Raw genomic sequence first — 16,425 nt, 5'->3', positions numbered from 1 at the left:
GGGGATGCGGTGTGTCGGGGGTGGCCGATAGCGTGTCAGGTCCGAGGGGCGGTCGGTCGTGCGACCGCGTCGGGTCTGGGGAGGACCGTGATGAGGTTGCCGCGTTCGGCCGCCGGATGGACGATCGCGGTCTTCGGCGTGCTGGCCCTGCTCATGGGCGCGGTCGGGCTGGTCTGGCCGGAGGCGCTGCTGCGGCTGCTCGGCTTCGAGGTGCCGGCGACCCGCGCGGCCGGCGACCACACCGGCACCTTCCTGATCGCTTCCTCGATGGCCTCGTTCAACATGGGGGTCTACTACCTGCTCGCCACCGCCACCGAGTGGCGGCCGTTCTTCCGCTTCACGGTGGTGTTCCGGTTGGTCACGTTCACGGTGTTCAGCATCGCGGTGCTGGCCGACATCGCGCCCGGGCGGTTCTTCGGGGTGGCCGCCTGGGAGGGCCTCGGCGCGGTGGCGACCGCCGTCGGGCTCTGGTGGGACGACCGTCGCGCGGGTCCGGGGGCGGTGGGCGGCGGAGGCGATTCCGCCGCCGGTGCCGTCCCGGCCGCTGATGCGGTTCACTGAGCCGTCGGTCCGGTTGGGTATTTTCGAGCCGTGACCGCGACCCCACCCGGCGCCCTGCCGACGCCCATTGTGCCCGGTCTGACTGATCTGCGCGTGTTTGCCAGGGGAGGCTACGCGACGATCTACAAGGCGACCCAGATCTCGGTAGGGCGCGAGGTCGCGGTCAAGGTGGAGAATCGCACCCTCGACAGCGAGCACGACCAGGCCCGCTTCCTGCGCGAGGCGCGGGCCGCCGGGCGGATGTCGTCGCACCCGCACGTGGTCGACCTCTTCGACGTCGGGGTCACGGTCGACCAGCATCCCTACCTGATCATGGAACTCTGCGACGGCTCGTACGCCGAGCGGATGCGGACCTCGCCGCTCGAGCCGGCCGAGGCCCGCGACCTCGGGGTCAAGATCGCCGACGCCATCGCCCACTCGCACGCGGCCGGCGTGCTGCACCGCGACGTCAAGCCGGCGAACATCCTCTACTCGCACTTCAACTCGGCGGTGCTGGCCGACTTCGGGCTGGCCGTGGTGGGCGAGATGCGTGACGCCTCGGTCGCCCTGGAGGTGCTCACCCCGGCCTACGCCCCGCCGGAGATGTTCAACCACAGCCCGCCGTCGCCGGCCGTCGACGTCTACGCCCTCTGCGCCACCCTCTACGCGGTGATGCACGGCCGCCCGCCGCGCTGGCAGTCCGAGCGCAATCCCAGCCTGGTCACCGTGCTGGAGATGTTCCACCAGCCGGTTCCCGGCCTGCCCGGGGTGCCGGCCGAGATGATCGAGGTGCTCCGGGCCGGGATGTCCAACGATCCCGGCGAGCGTCCCTCGGCCGTCGAGCTGCGCGACCTGCTGGTCGGCCTGCCGCTCGGTCCGGCCGGCTCCCCGGCGGGCGGCACGGGCGTGCCGGGTCCGGTCAGCGGCGGGCCCGGCCCCGTCGGCCCGTACGGCGTCGACTACGTCTCCCGGCCGGCGCCGCGACCGCCGGTGGAGGATCTCCACCCCACGGTGCCCACCGTCGGCCAGCGGCGCCGGCGGCGCTGGTTCCTCGGCGGCGCCGGGATGGTCGCCCTGGCCGCCTCGGCCGGCGCGGGTGCCTGGCTGGCGGGCGCGGTCTCCAGCCCGGTCCCGTCGCCGACCGCCGACGTGGCGGCGACGAGCGTGGCGGCGACGAGCGCGGTGCTGCCCGCCTGCGCCCTGACGACCGGGCTGCCGGCCGGCGCGGGCTGCGCCGACGAGTTGGAGTGCTTCGGGCCGATGGAGGTGCGCGGCGCGCGGGCCCGGGCGCCCCGGGTGCCCTGCGACGGCCAGCACACCTGGGAGAGCTACGCCGAGGGCAGGCTCCCCGACACCCTGGTCGGCGCCGGCCACGACGAGGTCAGCGCGGACGCGGTGGTGCGCCGGGTCTGCAACGAGACCACCTTCCGGCTCACCAGCGGGATCAGCTACGCGGAGGGCTGGAACCTGGAGGTGCTGCCCCCGGCCGGGGCGGACACCGACCGGACGTACCGCTGCCTGGCCGGGCGGGGGCTCGACGCGCTCGCCTCACCCACCCTCACGGGCCGCTGAGCCGCTGCGTCCCCGGTGCCGCTCCCGCATGGCGCGGACGGCCTCCCGGTGGTCCAGCGACTCCAGCGTGTCGGCGTCGACGCCGTACAGGCCCCCGACCGGCTGCCCCGGACCGCCCGGCGTGACCGCCGGTTCCGTGCCGTCGTCCTGCCGGGCCGCCGCCACCGACACCGCCGCGATCATCGTCGACAGGACGCAGAGCAGCGCCAGGGTCACCCCGACGAGGTCCTGACGACCCCAGACGATCAGCGTCACCAGCAGCGAAGCCGCCGTCAGCGCCGCGACGACCGCCTTCGCCCGCGCGTCGGGCCTCGGAATTCTCACCCGTCCAGGATGTCCGAGCGGGGCCCGCTGTCAACCGGGACGCCGGCACCGGATGCGATGATCTCCGCCGGAGACCGTCTCCGTGGGAGAGGAGTGCCGGTGGCCCGCGTCTTCCGGATCGTCGCCGCCGTGCTGGTGTCGGGTGCGCTGGCCGCCTGCGGGTCGGACGGGGCGCCGGAGCAGGCGACCGCGCCGCCCACCGCGAGCGCCCCCGCGCCGGAGGTGCCGTCGTCCGTCACATCGCCGTCGGCGGCCCCCGCCCCGTTGGCCCCCGCGTCGTCGGCCGCCGGTCGCGGCGGGTACGCCAACCCGGACGAGGCGATGGCCGGGCACCTGTCGGCCGTGCCGGGGGTCCGCTACCTCGGCCTCTGCAAGAACGCGAGACGCGATCCGGCGGCGGTCTGCGCCCTCCGGATGGGATTCGTCGACCAGGACGAGGTCTACGGCCTGGGCGCCCCGCACAGCGACATCGTCGGCTTCCTGCTGCTGCGCAAGGGAACCGACGGCTGGCGGGTGGTGGACGACTACGCGCCCGACGACGGGAAGGCCACGCCGCCGGCCTGGATGGCCGGCGTGGGGTAGCCGGGGCGCACGGAAGGACGAAAAGCGTCGACGGTGAAAAATTCGTTACATCGGCCGGCGGATTGTCGGATATGTAGCTACTCGTCGGCCTGCGTCCATGGCGTGCCATCCATAGAGTGACGGAGGTCGAGCCACGGCCCGACCATCCTGTCGCCCACCGGAAGGCGTCCACATGCCACGACGAAACCGATCCGTCGTCGCCGCGGGAATTGCCGGCGTCCTCCTCGCCGGCGCCGCGGTCGCACCCGCCGCCGCCGCACCGTCCCCCGCCGGCGGGGACCGTCCGGTCACCTCCGACCGGACCAGCCCGCAGGAGGCCCGCCGGGTCGACCGGGTGCCCACGCCCACACTGGACTGGTACGCCTGCTACGACTACGCCGAGTGCGCCACCGTCCGGCTGCCCCGCGACTACGACCAGCCGAACGGCCCGACGACCGAGGTCGCCGTGCTGCGGGTCAAGGCCCGCGACCAGCAGCGCAAGGTCGGCAGCCTCTTCGTCAACCCGGGCGGCCCCGGCGGCTCCGGCACCGACATCGCGCTCGCCGCGCCGTACTTCCTCGGTGACGAGGTGCTCGACCGCTTCGACATCGTCGGCGTCGACCCGCGCGGCGTCGCCGCCAGCCAACAGGTCAGGTGCTTCCCCTCCGTCAAGGAGCAGACCCGGGCGTACGCCGGGCTGAACGTGGCGTTCCCGTGGACGAAGGCCGAGGAGAAGGCGTACGTGGCCTCCTCGAAGGCCGTCGGCAAGGGCTGCTCCACCACGGGCCGGCCGCTCACCGGCGCGATGTCGACCGCCGAGGTCGCCCGCGACATGGACGTGCTGCGCCGCGCGGTGGGCGACCGGAAGCTCACCTTCCTCGGCTTCAGCTACGGCAGCATCCTCGGCCAGTACTACGCCAACATGTTCCCGGACCGGGTCCGCGCCCTGGTGGTCGACGGCGTGCTGAACCCGAACGAGTGGGTCGGTCAGGGCAAGGCGCGCAGCCTGTCCCAGGAGGAGCGGATGCGCAGCGCGCAGGGCGCGTACCAGGCGCTGCGGGAGATCCTGGTGCGCTGCGACAAGGCCGGCGCCCAGGCGTGTGCGCTGGCCGAGGGCGACCCCGTAGCGTCGTTCGACCTGGTCGCGAAGCGGCTGCGGGCCAAGCCGGTGGTCATCGAGGACCCCGACCTCGGCCCGATCACCGTCACGTACGCCGACTTCGTCGCCGCCAACCTGGGCGCGCTCTACGGCCCGACGGGCTACGCCGAGGTCGTCGACCTCACCGCCGCCCTGCTGGTGCTCACCGACCCGGCGTCGTCGCCGGCCGCCCGCCGCCCGGCGACGGCCGACGTGACCCGGCAGGCCGCCAAGGCCCGCGAGCAGGCCCGACGGTACGACTTCCCGTACGAGAACGGGTTGGAGACCTTCCTCGGCGTGGACTGCACCGACGCGTACCACCCGAAGGACGCCGGCTCGTTCCCGGCGCTCGCCGCGAAGGCCGACAACCGCGACCCGTACTTCGGTCGGCTCTGGACGTGGGCCACCTCGCCGTGCGCCCGCAAGACCTGGACCGTGCGGGACGAGGATGCCTACACCGGGCCGTTCAACCGGCGGACGGCCGCGCCGGTGCTGGTGGTGGGCAACTACTGGGACCCGGCGACCAACTACCGGGGCGCGGTCAGCTCGGCCCGGCTGCTGCCGAACAGCCGCCTGCTCAGCAGCGACAGTTGGGGTCACACCGCATACGGGACGTCGGCCTGCGTGACCGGCGCCGTCGACGCGTACCTGCTGCGCGGGGCGCTGCCGGCCAACGGCAAGGTCTGCGTGGGCGACGTCCAGCCGTTCGCCGAACTGCCGGCCGAGCCGGAGGCGACCCGGCGGGCGGAGGCGTCGAAGGGCGCGCTGGCCGCCGAGGGCACCCCTGCGCGGGGTGAGCCGAAGCGGCTCCCGCCGGTGGTCGCCCCGCTGCCGGCGGTCGGCACGCTGACCGTCCGCTGAGGACCCGGGGTGCGGCGGGCGATCGGGCGCCCGCCGCACCCCGGCCCGCTCAGTAGGACTTGTCCTGGCCGAGGACGTGCTGGGCGACGAAGTTGAGGATCATCTCGCGGCTGACCGGGGCGATCCGGCCGGCGCGCACCGCGCCGAGCAGCGTGGCCACCCCGTACTCGGTGGTCATGCCCGCCCCGCCGAGCACCTGGACGGCGGTGTCGACGGCCAGCGCGGCGGCCTCCCCGGCGGCGTACTTGGCCATGTTGCCGGAGACGCCGGCCTCCAGGTCGCGGCCCGCGTCGTAGAGGGTGGCCGCCTTGTGGATCATCAGGCGGGCCAGCTCGACCTGCACGGCCGCGTGCGCGAGCGGGTGGGCCACGCCCTGGTGCGAGCCGATGCTCCGGCCGCCCCAGACCTTGCGGGTGGCCGTGTACTCGCTGGCCCGCTCGATGGCGTACCGGCCGGTGCCGGCGCCCATCGCGGCGACCGTGATCCGTTCCGGGTTGAGCCCGGCGAAGAGCGCCGGCAGGCCGGCGTCCAGCGACTCGCCGACCAGCGCGTCGGCGGGCAGCCGCACGTCGTCGAGGTAGAGCAGGAACTGGTTCTCCGGGGAGACGATCTCCATGTCCAGCCTGGAGCGCGTCAGCCCGGGCGCGTCGGTCGGCACCACGAACAGCGCCGGCTTGAGCTTGCCGGAGACCGCATCCTCGGTCCTCGCCACCACCAGCACGTACGACGCCTCGTCGACGCCGGAGATGTAGCACTTGCGGCCGGAGACCAGCCAGTCGTCGCCGTCGCGGCGGGCCACGGTGCCGAGCCGGTGGAAGTTGGAGCCGGCCTCCGGTTCGGTGATCGCGAAGACCACCTTCAGCGAGCCGTCGGCGAAGCCGGGCAGGTAGCGCTTGCGCTGTTCCTCGGTGCCGTGCCGGGCGATCACCGTGGCCGCGATGGCCGGGGAGACCACCAGCAGCAGCAACGGGCAGCCGGCTGCCGCCAGCTCCTCGCAGACGATGGCCAGCTCCGTGATCCCGCCCCCGCCGCCGCCGTACTCGGTGGGGATGTTGACCCCGAGGTAGCCCAGCCGGCCGGCCTCGTCCCACAGCTCGGTGGTGTGCTCACCGGATCTCGCCTTGCTGACGAAGTAGTCGTGACCGTAGCGGCGGCCCAGGGCGCGCACGGCGTCGCGGAGCTGGTCCTGCTCGGGGGTGAGGTCGAAGTTCATCGCGGGGCCTCCAGGATCACTCGGGGTTGACCACGGCCAGCACGGCGCCCGTGTCGACCTGCCCGCCGGCCGCGACCGGAAGCTCGGCGACCACGCCGTCGGCCGGGGCGAGCACGGGATGTTCCAGCTTCATCGCTTCCAGGGTCAGCAGCAGGTCGCCGGCCGCCACCCGCTGCCCGACCTCGACATGCACCCGGGTCACCGCGCCGGGCAGCGGCGCGAGCAGCGACCCGGCCGCCAGCTCCGCGGTGGGCTCGGGGAAGCGCGGCAGCTCGGTCAGGCTCGCCGCCCCGTCCGGGCCGTCCACGAAGACGTCCGATCCCACCCGGTGTACGCGGTACGCGCGCCGCACCCCGTCCACGTCGAGCACCACCCGATCGGGGTACGCCCCGACCAGGGTCACGGCCGGCGGCGGCGCGTCTGCCGGGGTCGCTCCGTCCGGGGTCGGCCCGTCGGCGAGGGCGGCGGAACCGGCGTCCGGCGAGACCGACCACTCGGCGAGGCCGCCCGAGCGGTCCAGCCGGTAGCGGACCTCGATCTCGCCGTCCGGCCCCGCATAGCGGATGACCTGCGGGAAGGCGGGCACGTTGCGCCAGCCCGACGGGAGCCCGGCGAGCACCGGCGCGTCGGCCCGACGAGCGGCGGCGGTGGCCAGCGCGGCCGCCAGGGCCACCAGGGGGAACTGGTCGGCCGGCAGCAGCGGGGCGAAGACCTCCTCGTGCCGGTCCAGGAAGCCGGTGTCGATCTCCACCGCGCCGAACTCCGGGCTGCGCAGCACCCGGACCAGCAGGTCGCGGTTGGTGGCCACGCCGTGCAGCTCGGCGCGGGCCAGCGCGCCGGCCAGGGCGCGGGCCGCCTCGGCGCGGGTGGGCGCCCAGGCGATCACCTTGGCGAGCATCGAGTCGTAGTGGACGCCCACCACCGAGCCGTCGACCACGCCCGAGTCCAGCCGCAGGCCCGGCCCGGCCAGCGACCCGAACTCGGCCTTCGGACCGGGCAGGGCGAACCGGTGCAGGGTGCCGGTCGCCGGCCGGTACCCCTGCGCGGGGTCCTCGGCGCAGAGGCGTACCTCGATCGCGTGGCCCTGTGCCGGCGGGGTCGCCGCCACCGGCAGCGACCCGCCCTCGGCGACGATCAGTTGCAGCCGGACCAGGTCCAGGCCGGTGGTCAGCTCGGTGACCGGGTGCTCGACCTGGAGGCGGGTGTTCATCTCCAGGAAGTAGATCTCCCCGTCGGGCGCGAGCAGGAACTCGACCGTGCCGGCGCCGACGTAGTCGACCGCCCGGCCGGCGGCCACCGCCGCCTCGTGCAGCGCCGTGCGCACCTCGTCCGGGAGGACGCCGGGCGCCTCCTCGACGATCTTCTGGTGGCGGCGCTGGATCGAGCAGTCCCGCACGCCGAGGGCGACCACCGTCCCGTGGGTGTCGCCGAAGATCTGCACCTCGACGTGCCGGCCCCGCTCGACGTACCGCTCGACGAAGACCGTGCCGTCGCCGAACGCGCCGGCCGCCTCGCGGCGCGCGGAGGCGACGGCCTCGGCCAGCGCGGCGGCGTCCCGGACGACGCGCATGCCGCGCCCGCCGCCCCCGGCGGACGCCTTCACCAGCACCGGGAAGTCGGTGATCTCGTCGGCGTCGGTCCAGGTGGGCAGCATCGGCACGCCCGCCTCGGCGAGCAGGGCCTTGGCAGCCATCTTGTCGCCCATCGCGGCGATCGCCTTGGCCGGCGGGCCGACCCAGGTCAGCCCGGCGTCGGCCACCGCGGCGGCGAACTCGGCGTTCTCGGCGAGGAAGCCGTAGCCGGGGTGCACGGCGTCCGCGCCGGTCCTGCGGGCCGCGTCGAGGATCAGATCGATCCGCAGGTACGTCTCGGCGGGCGCGTTCCCGGGGAGCCGGACGGCGTGGTCGGCCTCGGCGACGAACGGCGCGTCGGCGTCGGCGTCGGCGTGCACGGCCACTGTCTCGACGCCCAGCGCGCGGCAGGTGGCAGAGACCCGACGGGCGATCTCGCCCCGGTTCGCCACGAGCAGTTTCCGGATCACTGGTCCCGCCTCTCGATCGCATTCATCGGGCGCACTGCCGCCTCACATCCGGAAGACGCCGAAGTTGTCGGCGCCCCTGACCGGTGCGTTGTGGATCGCCGACAGGCAGAGCCCGAGGACCGTACGGGTGTCGCGGGGGTCGATCACCCCGTCGTCGTAGAGCCGGCCGGAGAGGAAGAGCGCGCCGGACTGCGACTCGATCTGCTGCTCGACCATCATCCGCATCGCGGCGTCGGAGTCCTCGTCGTAGTCCCGGCCCCGGGCGGCGGCGGCCTGCCGGGCCACGATGGACAGCACGCCCGCGAGCTGCGCCGGCCCCATCACCGCCGACTTGGCGTTCGGCCAGGTGAACAGGAACCTCGGCTCGTACGCCCGCCCGCACATGCCGTAGTTGCCGGCGCCGTAGGAGGCGCCCAGGTTGACCGTCAGGTGCGGCACGGTCGAGTTCGACACCGCGTTGATCATCAGGGCGCCGTGCTTGATGATGCCGCGCTGCTCGTACTCGGTGCCGACCATGTAGCCGGTGGTGTTCTGGAGGAAGACCAGCGGGGTGTCGGCGGCGTTGGCGAGCTGGATGAACTGGGCCGCCTTCTGTGCCTCCTCGCTGAACAGCACGCCCCGCGCGTTGGCCAGCACCCCGACGGGATAGCCGTGCAGCTCGCCCCAGCCCGTGACCAGGGCGGTGCCGTAGGCCGGCTTGAACTCGTCGAACTCGCTGCCGTCGAGCACCCGGGCCAGCACCTCGCGCGGGTCGAACGGCACCTTCAGGTCGGCGCTCGCGATGCCGAGCAGCTCCTCCGGGTCGTACCTCGGCGGCTGCGGGGACGGGTTGCGCGGCGGCGGGCCCTGCTTGCGCCGGTTCAGCCGCCGTACGCACTGCCGGGCCAGCCGGATGCCGTCGCGCTCGTCGGCGGCCAGGAGGTCCGCGAGCCCGGACGTCGTGGCGTGCATGGCGGCCCCGCCGAGGGACTCGTCGTCGGTGACCTCGCCGGTGGCCATCTTCACCAGCGGCGGCCCGGCCAGGTAGACCTGCGACCGGTCCCGGATCATGATCACGTGGTCGGACATCCCCGGCACGTACGCGCCCCCGGCGGTGGCGTTGTCGAAGACCACGCTGACCGTGGGGATCTTCGCGGCCGAGAGCCGGGTCAGGTCGCGGAACACCCGCCCGCCCGGAATGAAGATCTCCGCCTGGGTGGGCAGGTCCGCGCCCGCCGACTCGACCAGGTTCACCATCGGCAGCCGGTTGGCCAGGGCGATCTCGCCCGCCCGGCGGGTCTTCGCCAGCGACCACGGGTTCACCGCGCCGCCGCGTACCGTCGGGTCGTTCGCGACGACCAGGCACTCGACGCCCTCGACCACGCCGATGCCGGTCACCACGCTGGCGCCGACGGGAAAGTCCGTGCCGTACGCCGCCACCGGGGACAGCTCCAGGAACGGGCTGTCCGGGTCGACCAGCAGCTCGATCCGTTCCCGGGGGAGCAGCTTGCCGCGCCCGTGGTGCCGGGCCACGTACTTCTCGCCGCCGCCGGCGCGAGCCTGGTCGAGGGCGGCGTCCAGCTCGGCGAGGCGCTCCAGCAGGGCCTCCCGGTTGGCGTGGTACCCCGGCGAGGACGCGTCGATCGCGCTGCGCAGTGTCGTCACAGAGCCTCCTCCGTTCGTGACCGCGGGGCTCGCAAACCCGGCTCACTCCTCGCACTCACAGGCCCATGCCCTTCGCGATGATCTCGTTCATGATCTCGGTGGTGCCGCCGCCGATGCCGAGGATCCGGGCGTCGCGGTAGTGCCGCTCGACCTCGGCGTCGCGCAGGTAGCCGTAGCCGCCGTGCAACTGGAGGGCCTGGTCGACCACCTCGGCGCAGGCGGCCACCGCGACGTTCTTCGCCATCGCCACCTCGGTCACCACCGGCTCGCCCGCCGCGACCCGCGCCGCCACCTGGTGCACGTACGCGCGGGCCGCCTCGGCGCGGGTGTGCATCTCGGCCAGCCGGTGCCGGACGAGCTGCCGGCTCGCCAGGGGACGGCCGAACGTGGAGCGGTCCCGGCACCAGCGCACCGCCAGCTCCACGGAACGCTGCGCGATGGCGTACGCCTGGGTGGCCAGCGAGAGCCGCTCCGCGGCGAAGTTCTGCATGATCGCCAGGAAGGCCGTGTCCTCCGCGCCGACCCGGTTGGACACCGGCACCCGTACGTCGGCGAAGGACAGCTCGGCGGTGTCCGAGCAGTGCCAGCCGAGCTTCTCCAGCCGGCGCCCGACCGTGAAGCCCGGCGTGCCCTTGTCGATCACCAGCAGGGTCAGGGCGCCGGTGCCCGGCGGCAGGGTGCAGACGGCGGTGGTCACGAAGTCGGCCCGGACGCCGCTGGTGATGTAGATCTTCGACCCGTTGACCACGTAGTGCTCGCCGTCCCGCCGCGCGTGGGTGCGGATGCTCGCCACGTCCGAGCCGCCGTCCGGTTCCGTGATCGCCAGCGCGCCGATCACGGTGCCGGCCAGCGTCGGCCGGACGTACCGGTCAATCAGCTCCGCGTCGCCGGAGGCGACGATGTGCGGCAGGGCGATGCCGTGGGTGAACAGGGCCGCGACCAGCCCGGACGAGCCGCCGGAGCGGATGATCTCCTCGGTGACGATGATCGAGTCGAGCAGGTCCCCGCCGCTGCCGCCGACGGCCTCCGGGAAGCCGATGCCGAGCAGGCCGAGCTTGGCGGCGGTGGCGTGCAGTTCCCGGGGGATCTCGCCGGCCCGCTCCCAGTCGGCCAGGTGCGGCAGCACCTCCCGGGTGACGAAGGCCCGGGTCAGCTCCCGCAGTTGCCGGCGTTCCGGCGTGTCCACGATGGTCATCGGCCCTCCCCGGGCGTCGTGCCGCCGGCCGGGGAGTCCGGGCCGCCAGGCAGGGAGTCCGGGCCGGGCGTGAGCTCCGCCGGCAGGTCGACGAGCCGGGAGCGGAGCAGTTCGCCGAGCGCCTTGGCCTGCGGATCGAAGCGGGTGGAGGCCGCCACCCCCTGCCCGAGCAGGCCCCGGACGACGAAGTTGACCGCCCGCAGGTTCGGCAGCTCGTACCGCTCCACGGTCAGCGGCGCGGTCTCCGGCAGCAGCTCGCGCAGCCGGGCGGTGGTCAGCCAGCCGCGCAGCCACGACCACGTCGCGTCGGTGCGGGCCCAGATGCCCAGGTTGGCGTCGCCGCCCTTGTCGCCGGAGCGGGCCCCGACCAGCTCGCCGAGCGGCGCGCGCCGGGTGGGCCGTTCGGCCGGCGGGTCGGTCCCGTCGGCCGGGTCTGCGGCGGGCGTCGTTGCGGCGGGCGGGGCGGCGGCGGGCGCCGGCCCGTCGGGCGGCCCGGCGGTGCGCGCCGGCGGCGGAATCGGCACCCGCTCGCCGGAGGGGAGCACCGCGACGTGCGGCACCGCGTCCTGCGGCACGGCGTCGGCGGTGAACACCCCGTAGGGCGTCGCGTCGCCGGGCAGTGTGGTCAGCGTGCAGCCGGGATAGGAGGCCAGGGCCAGCTCCACCGCGGCGGCCGAGAAGGCCCGCCCGGCCCGCGCCCTGTCGGCGTCCCGCAGGTGTACGTGCAGCAGTGCGCTCGCCGCCTCGGTGTCGACCGCGTCCGCGTGGTCGGTACGGGCCAGGGTGAACTCCAGCCCGTCCGTGCCGACCGCCGCCGCGACCTGACCGCGGACCAGGGCCGCCTTGGCGGGGATGTCGAGCCCGCACAGCACGAAGGTCATCGAGTTGCGGAAGCCGCCGAGGTTGTTGACGCCCACCTTGAGGGTGGTTGGCGGCGGCGTGCCCCGGACGCCGCTCACCCGCACCCGGTCCGGCCCGTCGGCGCCCAGCTCCGCCGTGTCCAGCCGGGTCACCACGTCCGGTCCGAGGTAGGCCGGGCCGCCGACCTCGTAGAGCAGCTGGGCGGTGACCGTCTCCACGGTGACCGCGCCGCCGGTGCCCGGGTGCTTGGTGATGACACAGGAGCCGTCGGGGTGCAGCTCGGCCACCGGGAAGCCGGGACGCCGCCCGCCGTCGGGCAGCTCCGTGAAGAAGCTGAAGTTGCCCCCGGTGACCTGCGCCCCGCACTCGACCAGGTGACCGGCGACGGTCGCCCCGGCCAGCGCGTCCAGGTCGTCGCGGCCCCAGCCGAACCGGGCGATGGCCGGCCCGACCACCAGGGACGCGTCGGTCACCCGGCCGGTGACCACCACATCCGCCCCGCCGTCCAGGCAGGCGGCGATGCCGTACGCCCCCAGGTAGGCGTTCGCCGTCAGCGCGTCCGGGCGGGCGAGGGCGTCGCCCTCGACGTACCCGACCCGAACGGTCAGGCCGAGCCGGTCGGCGAGGGCCCCGATGGCGGCGGCCAGGCCCGCCGGGTTCAACCCGCCGGCGTTGGTCACGATCCGTACGCCCCGGTCCAGCGCCGTGCCGAGGCAGCCCTCCAGTTGGCGGAGGAAGGTCTTCGCGTAGCCGAGGGAGGGGTCGCGCAGCCGGTCCCAGCCGAGGATCAGCATGGTCAGCTCGGCGAGGTAGTCGCCGGTCAGCACGTCCAGTTCGCCGCCGTCGAGCATCTCCCGCCACGCCGAGAACCGGTCGCCGTAGAAGCCGGAGGCGTTGCCCACACGCAGCACGTCGCTCACGCCGGCACCCCGCCCGCCACGCCGGTCCTGCCGGCCGTGTCGGCCGCCTCGGCCGGGCCGGCCGTGGGGGCCGTGTCGGTGGCGGTGGCCGCGCCGGTCGCGGTGGCCGTCGGCGGCCGGCCGGGACCCGGTGGGCCGGCGAAGGCCTGCGCGACGTCCAGCCAGGCGTCGGCGACCGGGCCGGTCGCCGCCAGCGCCAGGTCCGCGCGGTGCCTCCGCTGGGTGACCAGCAGGCAGAAGTCGAGCGCGGGGCCGGTGACCCGGTCGGCGGCGTCGGCCGGGCCGTACGTCCAGGTGTCGCCGTCCGGCGCCGCCAGCTCGACCCGCACCGGCGCCGTCGGCACCGGCCGGCCGTGGGCGGCGAAGCTGTGGCCGAGGGTACGGAAGCCGAGGTGCGCGACGTGCCGCAGTCGGGCCGTGCCGTGCCGGGGCGTGCCGAGCGCGTCGGCCACGTCCGTACCGTGCGCCCAGGTCTCCATGATCCGGGCGGTGGCCATCGAGGCGGCCGACATCCGGGTGCCGAACCAGGGCAGCTTCCCTCCCGCCGGCACCCGCGCCAAGGCGTCGGCGAGCGCCGCCCGGCCGGCACGCCAGCGGGGGAGCAGCTCGCTCGGCGGGGCGAGGAACTCCTCCGCGCCGGCGTCGACGAGCAGGGCCGGGTCGGGGGCGGCGAGCACGGCGGCGAGGAACGCCTCGGCGTCGGTGGCGGCGAGCAGCGCGACGTGGTCGGTCCAGGCGAGGTGGGCGATCTGGTGCCCGACGCTCCAGCCCGGCGACGGCGTGGCGCGCCCCCAGTCGGCCGACGGGCCGGTCACCAGGTCGTCGAGCTGCTGGGACTCGTCGGCCAGATCCGCGAGCAGGTCCTTGAGGTCGACCATGGTGCCTCCGGGGGCTGGGCGGGCGGCCAGGACGGGCCGGTCAGGGCGGGCGGTCAGGGGGTGAGCAGGGTGGCGAGCTGGCGTTTCCAGGTGTGCAGCAGGGCGGCGCGGCGGGACGAGTCGTCGTTGAGCAGGTTGGCCACGCCGAGCCCGCGGAGCAGGTCGAGGGTCGCCTGCACCGCCTCGCGTACGCCCGGACGGCGTTCGTCCACGTCGAGCAGCGCGACGGTGAGCCGGTGCATCTCGCGGCCGACCCGGGCCTCCAGCGGCACCAGGGCCTCGCGCAGCTCCCGGTCGGTGCGCGCGGCGACCCACAGTTCGAGGGCGGCGACGAAGAGCGGGCCGGTGAAGGCCGCGCCGAGCAGGTCGATCACCCGGTCGAGCCGCTGCGGGCCGGGCGGCAGCGCCTCGGCCTCGGTGCGCAGCTCCTCCGCCCGCCGCTCCGCGAGGTGGGCGACGGCGGCCGTGACCAGCGCGGCCTTGGTGGGGTAGTGGTGCAACTGGGCGCCGCGCGAGACGCCGGCGCGGGCCGCGACGACGGTGGTGGTGGTGCCGGACCAGCCGTGCTCGACCAGGCACTCGACGGTCGCCTCCAGCAGCCGCGTCCGGGTGGCGCGGCTGCGTTCCTGCTGAGGGACGCGGGTCGATGCGGGCACGGGGACAGCCTGCCGTCACAGAAACAAACAGTCAAGACTGACTTTTTCTGGGCGGGGAGTCGGTCGGCGTGCTGGCCGAGGTTGGTGACCAGGTGGTCGGGCGCTGTCGAGCTGCCCCCATGGATGGGGCAGGGGCCTGCGGGGCCACAGGCCCGCACGGACAGCCCCGCCCGCTGCCGGACGGCAACGGGGCTCCACCCCGGTCCGGGCTCAGGCCCAAGCCAGGCTGGGTCCAGCCAGCCCCGGCTGGGCTCTCAATCCGAAGCTGGGCTCGGTCGCGGCTGTGATCGCGTTCGCCGGGGCTCCGTCGGTAGGGCTCGCGTCGGTAGGGCTCGCGTCGGTGGGGGAGGCCGGCCGGTCCTATCGACGGGGCAGCTCGACAGGGCGCGACGGGTGTCGTCCCACCCGGGCGGGGGCATCCGTCGGTCACTGCTCAGCGGCCGTCGCGCGGGGCGAACACCGCGAGGGCGGTGGCGTCACTGTGACGGGAGCGCAGGTACTCGTCCGCCCACTCGGCGGCGTCGGGGAAGCCCGACTCGGCCGCCACACGGGCGCAGGCGGCGTCCACGTCGAAGGAGGTACGCCGCAGGTGCACCCCCGGCCCGAGGAGTGCCCAGTAGGCGCCGGGACCGCCGTAGGGCATCCCGACGCTGCCCGGGTTGACGATGAGCCGCCGGTCGGCCAGCCGGGTGAACGGCATGTGGGTGTGCCCGCAGACCACCGTCCCCACCTCGGTCGGGACGTCGGCGAGCACCTCCGCCCAGCGTTCCATCCGGGAGTCGACGAGCACGACCTCCTCGTCGTCGCGGGGAGTGGCGTGGCAGAACAGCACCGGACCGAGGCCGCCGACCTCCAGGGTGACCGTCAGCGGCAGCGCCGCCAGCCGGGCCACCTGGTCGTCGCGGAGCTGCTCCGCCGCCCAGTTGGAGACGTCGACCGGGGACGGGCGGCCGGCGCGTGCCTGCACCAGCTCACGATCCGCGTTGCCCCGCACCCAGCAGGCCCGGTCGCCGAGGCCGGCGAGCACGTCCAGCACCTCGACCGGCTGCGGGCCGGCCGCGATGTCGCCGGTGAGCACGATCAGGTCGGCGGCGGCGACGTCCGGCTCGGCCAGCACGGCCTCCAGCGCCGGCAGCGCACCGTGGATGTCGGAGAGAACGGCGACCCGGTCCAGCATCGCTCCACCGTGCCCGCCGGGCGGGCACGGTGTCCAGCGATTCTGCCCCTGGCAGATCTGACGGTCGGACGCGTCAGACGCGGGCGCGGCGGGCCAGCCGCTCCGGGTCGAGGATGATGATGCTCTTGCCGTCCAGGCGCAGCCACCCGCGGGAGGCGAAGTCGGCCAGCGCCTTGTTGACGGTCTCCCGGGAGGCGCCGACGAGCTGGGCGATCTCCTCCTGGGTGAGGTCGTGGGTCACCCGCAGCACGCCGCCGTCGCGGGTGCCGAAGCGGCCGGCCATCTGGAGCAGGTTCTTGGCGACGCGGCCGGGCACGTCGGTGAAGATCAGGTCGGCCAGGGAGTCGTTCGTGCGCCGGAGCCGGCGGGCGAGCACCCGCAGCAGCTGCTCGGCGATCTCCGGGCGGTTGTTCAGCCACGGGCGCAGGGCCTGCTTACGCAGCCGCACCAGCCGGGTGTCGGTGACCGCCGTGGCCGTCGCCGTACGCGGGCCGGGGTCGAAGAGCGACAGCTCGCCCACCATGTCCGACGGGCCCATCACCGCGATCAGGTTCTGCCGGCCGTCGGCAGCCCGCCGGCCGACCTTGATCTTGCCGGACAGCAGGATGTAGAGACTGTCGCCGGGCTCGCCCTCGTTGAAGACGATCTCGCCCTTGCGGACCTCGAGCGTCTCCATCTCCTTGGCGAGCGCCTCGGCAGCCTCCGGGTCGACGCCCTGGAAGATCCCGCTGCGAGCCAGTACCTCGTCCATCGCGCACCTCCGCCTGCGCGTGCCGTCCGTCGGCCGGGTCCGCCGTCCGCTGATCCCTCGCGCGTCGCCAGTCTAGGCGCACGTGAGCAGCAA

General features: G+C 74.6%; 13 protein-coding genes and 1 pseudogene. 4 read left to right on the top strand and 10 right to left on the bottom strand.

Annotation, left to right across the window (positions count from 1 at the left end; translation table 11 throughout):
- The first annotated feature begins 90 nt into the window (after positions 1-90).
- A complete protein-coding gene (locus ACFHW0_RS22975) occupies positions 91-561 on the top strand; it encodes a hypothetical protein (RefSeq protein ID WP_416610675.1) in 471 nt (156 codons plus the stop codon).
- A gap of 30 nt (positions 562-591) precedes the next feature.
- The gene (locus ACFHW0_RS22970; RefSeq protein ID WP_416610673.1) at positions 592-2,112 is read left to right on the top strand and encodes a serine/threonine-protein kinase; all 1,521 of its coding nucleotides are present in this window, start codon (positions 592-594) and stop codon (positions 2,110-2,112) included.
- Here ACFHW0_RS22970 and ACFHW0_RS22965 read toward each other — a convergent pair.
- A complete protein-coding gene (locus tag ACFHW0_RS22965) occupies positions 2,089-2,436 on the bottom strand; it encodes a hypothetical protein (RefSeq protein WP_416610671.1) in 348 nt (115 codons plus the stop codon). The two genes, ACFHW0_RS22970 and ACFHW0_RS22965, sit on opposite strands and share 24 nt — an antisense overlap.
- 99 nt (positions 2,437-2,535) lie before the next feature.
- Here ACFHW0_RS22965 and ACFHW0_RS22960 point away from each other — a divergent pair, with 99 nt between their 5' ends.
- Both ACFHW0_RS22960 and ACFHW0_RS22955 read left to right on the top strand, forming a co-directional pair.
- Positions 2,536-3,018 (top strand): hypothetical protein, encoded by a 483-nt coding sequence (locus ACFHW0_RS22960; RefSeq protein WP_416610669.1) that lies wholly within the window; start codon positions 2,536-2,538, stop codon positions 3,016-3,018.
- A gap of 172 nt (positions 3,019-3,190) precedes the next feature.
- Entirely contained in the window at positions 3,191-4,996 is a 1,806-nt protein-coding gene (locus tag ACFHW0_RS22955; RefSeq protein WP_416610667.1) for an alpha/beta hydrolase, read from the top strand.
- Between the two features lie 49 nt (positions 4,997-5,045).
- Here ACFHW0_RS22955 and ACFHW0_RS22950 read toward each other — a convergent pair whose 3' ends face one another.
- From ACFHW0_RS22950 to ACFHW0_RS22910, 9 genes and pseudogenes are all read right to left on the bottom strand, one after another.
- Positions 5,046-6,209 carry an acyl-CoA dehydrogenase family protein gene (locus ACFHW0_RS22950; RefSeq protein WP_416610665.1) on the bottom strand — a complete coding sequence of 388 codons (1,164 nt, stop codon included), beginning with the start codon at positions 6,207-6,209 and terminating at the stop codon, positions 5,046-5,048.
- Between the two features lie 16 nt (positions 6,210-6,225).
- Positions 6,226-8,250, bottom strand: coding sequence for a biotin carboxylase N-terminal domain-containing protein (locus tag ACFHW0_RS22945; protein WP_416610663.1), 2,025 nt, complete (start codon positions 8,248-8,250; stop codon positions 6,226-6,228).
- Positions 8,251-8,292: 42 nt separating this feature from the next.
- A complete protein-coding gene (locus ACFHW0_RS22940; protein ID WP_416610661.1) occupies positions 8,293-9,894 on the bottom strand; it encodes an acyl-CoA carboxylase subunit beta in 1,602 nt (533 codons plus the stop codon).
- A 55-nt stretch (positions 9,895-9,949) separates the two neighbouring features.
- The gene (locus ACFHW0_RS22935; protein WP_416610660.1) at positions 9,950-11,089 is read right to left on the bottom strand and encodes an acyl-CoA dehydrogenase family protein; all 1,140 of its coding nucleotides are present in this window, start codon (positions 11,087-11,089) and stop codon (positions 9,950-9,952) included.
- Positions 11,086-12,870, bottom strand: coding sequence for an acyclic terpene utilization AtuA family protein (locus tag ACFHW0_RS22930; RefSeq protein WP_416610658.1), 1,785 nt, complete (start codon positions 12,868-12,870; stop codon positions 11,086-11,088). The genes ACFHW0_RS22935 and ACFHW0_RS22930 overlap by 4 nt, the downstream gene beginning before the upstream one ends.
- 95 nt (positions 12,871-12,965) lie before the next feature.
- Positions 12,966-13,748 (bottom strand): annotated as a pseudogene (locus ACFHW0_RS22925) (TIGR03084 family metal-binding protein); the annotation flags it as partial.
- Positions 13,749-13,801: 53 nt separating this feature from the next.
- Positions 13,802-14,404, bottom strand: coding sequence for a TetR/AcrR family transcriptional regulator (locus ACFHW0_RS22920; protein ID WP_416610656.1), 603 nt, complete (start codon positions 14,402-14,404; stop codon positions 13,802-13,804).
- Between the two features lie 433 nt (positions 14,405-14,837).
- Positions 14,838-15,581 (bottom strand): metallophosphoesterase family protein, encoded by a 744-nt coding sequence (locus ACFHW0_RS22915; protein WP_416610654.1) that lies wholly within the window; start codon positions 15,579-15,581, stop codon positions 14,838-14,840.
- A gap of 73 nt (positions 15,582-15,654) precedes the next feature.
- Positions 15,655-16,332: a Crp/Fnr family transcriptional regulator gene (locus ACFHW0_RS22910; protein ID WP_089003062.1), complete on the bottom strand. Its 678-nt coding sequence runs from the start codon at positions 16,330-16,332 to the stop codon at positions 15,655-15,657.
- Positions 16,333-16,425: the final 93 nt, after the last annotated feature.

The sequence above is a fragment of the Micromonospora sp. LOL_025 genome, from assembly GCF_048060285.1.
Taxonomy (GTDB): Bacteria; Actinomycetota; Actinomycetes; order Mycobacteriales; family Micromonosporaceae; genus Micromonospora.
The sequence above is the reverse complement of the archived record's forward strand: the minus strand, read 5'-3'. Positions and strand labels throughout refer to the sequence as shown.